Annotated in this window: 2 protein-coding genes; both read right to left on the minus strand. The window is 51.8% G+C overall.

What is annotated here, in order from left to right; genetic code table 11:
- Nucleotides 1–122: 122 nt before the first annotated feature.
- Nucleotides 123–914 carry a hypothetical protein gene (locus KOR42_RS25940; RefSeq protein WP_146512703.1) on the minus strand — a complete coding sequence of 264 codons (792 nt, stop codon included), beginning with the start codon at nt 912–914 and terminating at the stop codon, nt 123–125.
- Between the two features lie 220 nt (nt 915–1,134).
- A complete protein-coding gene (locus KOR42_RS25945) occupies nt 1,135–2,196 on the minus strand; it encodes an ornithine cyclodeaminase family protein (protein WP_197441622.1) in 1,062 nt (353 codons plus the stop codon).
- Nucleotides 2,197–3,291 lie beyond the last annotated feature (1,095 nt).

Below are 3,291 nucleotides of genomic sequence, written 5' to 3' on the forward strand. Positions count from 1 at the left end.
ATGTCGAATCGTTACTCCCCAACCACTGGCTGGCAACGCACCCCCAACACCGCTGGAACATCGCCGAAAGAAGAAAACAAGAACGCGAAACCAAAGCCAACACCCCGTAGTTCACCATGCGCTTACTTAAACCAGCGTTCAAATACAGTGCCAGTGGGCAAAGGCCAACTTTCCGGATCATTTTTGTGATGTTGGCAAATCACTTTGACCGTCGTAGTTCTATAGTGATACGGCAACAGGCGTAACTCCGGCCCAGATCGCCGAGCAGTGTTAACTGGCCGCTCATCGAAGCCGCCGAACCGAGCCACCGACGGAAGGGTTGGAGATTGGAAGCAGCGGTTCAGTCTTTCTTCGAGAAACATCTCACAAACATCCCGGCAGATATCTGTGGAGTGGGCCTCGACCTCAATGACGTTGAAACCAAGTCTTACAACCTTTACGGGAAAAAAGTCTTCGGTTTGACAAACGATACAATATGTGATGTCACCAACGTGGTATCCTTCGAACTCTTCATCGCCCGATGGCCCTGAAAGATCGGCAGCAGATGGTTCTTGAAGTTTATATATCACTATGTTTTCTTGGCTCGGCCAGTTCTCCCAATTTTCGATCAACCTGGTAACGGCGATGTGCAAGTCTACGGATTGGCGAAACAGAGAGCACCGCGAGTCAGCAATCGGTGAAAGGCCTCTTCGTAAGTCTTCGGGAACCTGCGTACCGAGCGCAAACAACGCTGAAACCAGCATTCGGTTCAGTGTATCCACTCGCCGGAGGTCGTCAGCCAAGAAGTTGACCGCCGAAATCAGCGTGTCCATGCGCTGAAAACCGGGATCGTCACCTTGATGCACCAGCATGACCAATCCGTTCTCTGCGAACGCCTCAGCCAGGATGATTGATGTGGCCTTAACACGGTTCATAGATTGGTACAGGTCTTGGGGCGAACTTCCGCCATCACCGGGTGGCGGGAATTCACTTTGATTTCAAAACACGCTGGCCACCACCACTCCGGTGCGTGCCCTGGTTCGCCGCTTCGAGATGCCCAGTCAGACACCGAACTTACTAATCGCACAATTGAAAGGTCTCTCCTGTCGCGCAGGAAGACAATTCGTTCCGCCAATTCATCTACGCTCGCGGAATCTAATTGAATCGAACCCAATCCTTGAGTTTTGCATGCTCGAATATCATCTCGTGCTGAATCTGTAAGTCATGCCCTAACCCGGCTTCGTCCGCTCTTTGATACATTGCGATCGCGATCCCCACGTCGACGTACGCCAGACCGACTGCGTTAAAATAGACTCTCTCGTCATCACGTTCCCGGCCTGGCTTGGAGCCATTCACCAGTTCCACGATATCAGCATGAATGTCTGCATCCGTCAGCACGCCGTCCTTGTACATCCGGCTAAGCGTTTGGGTCCGATGCTTCACGGTCTCCCAGTCGTCACAAACGATCTTGTCGCACTGGTGAGCGACAGCGTATTCGTCCTCCCAGCCGCCCACATGGCCATAGAAGGCCCCAGGCTTCATCCATTGAGCCTTGAGTAAAGGGGCTTGGGCACTTGTAGCTGTCACGATGATGTCCGCATCGCTCGCGGCCCGCTGCAGATCTGAATTCGCGCCTACGATTTTCATGTCTGGAATGATCGCAGACATTTCCTTGATGAACTGGAGTTCTTCCTCAGGCAGTTTTGCCGCGACGCAACATCGTTGAAGCGAAGGAATGGCAGTCTTCATCGCAATCAAATGCATTTTCGCCTGCTCGCCAGCACCGATAAACCCGATCGATTCTGAGTCCGGGCGGGCGAGATATCTGGCCGCCAGAGCTCCCATACTTCCAACTCGAACATTGGAGCAAAGTGTGCCCTCCATAAAGGCAATCGGAAACCCATGCTCGATCTCAGACAGGATGATCACAGCGGACAGGTTCTGAAGGCCATGTGTGACGGGGTTCGGCGGGAAGACTGAAACCCACTTCATGCCACAGATCGCCTTGCTCTTGAACGTCGCTGGCAGGCAGTTAATCCGCTCCTGCGTTTCGTCGTTGAAGATTTGGACAATCTTCTCGGGGAACAAAACATCGCCTTGGTCAAAGGCGGAAAGCGAGTTTTGAGCAGCGTCCATCGCCATCTCAATATCCAAACATCCAGCGGCGAGGAGGTCTTCCTGAGAAAAGAAGCGGCAATGAATATCGTGACGGGCCAAAATGAACTCCTCTCAAAGCCAAGTGTTTTGTTCGATGAGATCAGGATGATCGACGGTTTGCGCAAATCATGATGGATTGGAAGCTGAGCATCTTGGCAGGCGAAAATGATCGAGACAGAATTTTTCCTGCATCACCTGTTCTTAGTAGTACTATGAAAATCCTGTAAAAGTCGAAAGCAGTTGTCAAGAACAAAGAGCGAAGTTGCGGTGAATCAAGATGTTGCGTCGAACGCCCCAGCCGGCAATCAAAGAATTCTGAGCATCAGGAACGACGTAAGGTGGGACAAATTGCGAGAGCGATGCAACTCCACCACTCGAAGGGGAATTCTAATTTTTGGAACACCCACTCACCCCAAGTATCGAGTTCATTCCCACCTGCAAATGGTCCAGTTCCGCCCTAATCGATTTCTGGTAGAAAATCATTCCTCAGTCAAAGATGGGTCTGCTTCTTATTACGTCTACTCTTCGACCGAACACTTCAATAGGTTGTCACCGGAACCAAATCATCAATCCAACGATCGCACAAATGATGAGGGCAACGAAGACAATCATCGTGAGAATGCAACCAGCAGGTGTTGGTGCCTTTTCCGCACCGACGATGGCGTTGTAGCGAACAAGTGATTGGAGTGCTGATTGGTCGTCTGGGTGACCGCATTCACAAGTGCCAATATCGGAGTATCTCAATTCAGCGCATTCGGGACAGCGACCGCAGCAGTCACAGTACGGGATGTCGCACGTCGGACATTGGTCGATTCTTGTGGAGCGTTTACGGCCGCAGTTCAAGCATCGACCACATCCGGGGCAAGCAGCTCGTGTTGCAGCAACGATGGCGTTGCAGCCGGGACATCGAATTAGCGACCGGTCAGCCATGTATCTTGTTCCGCAGGGTGGCCCAGCGATGGGCGCGCTCAGGGATGCGTTCTTGAGACTGCCGAGTTTGCCCCGGGTGACTCACAACGCCGTTAACTTTTTTAGTGTTGTATCAAAAGACGTCTTGATGGAAATGTTGTGATGACGTAAGGCATTGTTGTCACACAAGTTCCTTTGTCATCTCGGAACGGAGTCCGGGCATGTCGCATCAAGACGTCGAAGTCG

It is taken from the genome of Thalassoglobus neptunius (genome assembly GCF_007859735.1).
In the GTDB taxonomy this organism is placed as follows: Bacteria; Planctomycetota; Planctomycetia; order Planctomycetales; family Planctomycetaceae; genus Thalassoglobus; species Thalassoglobus neptunius.

What these genes read in the sequence shown, in the direction of transcription:
- KOR42_RS25940 (WP_146512703.1), bottom strand. Translation starts at nt 914, where the DNA reads ATGAACCGTGTTAAGGCCACATCAATCATCCTGGCTGAGGCGTTCGCA.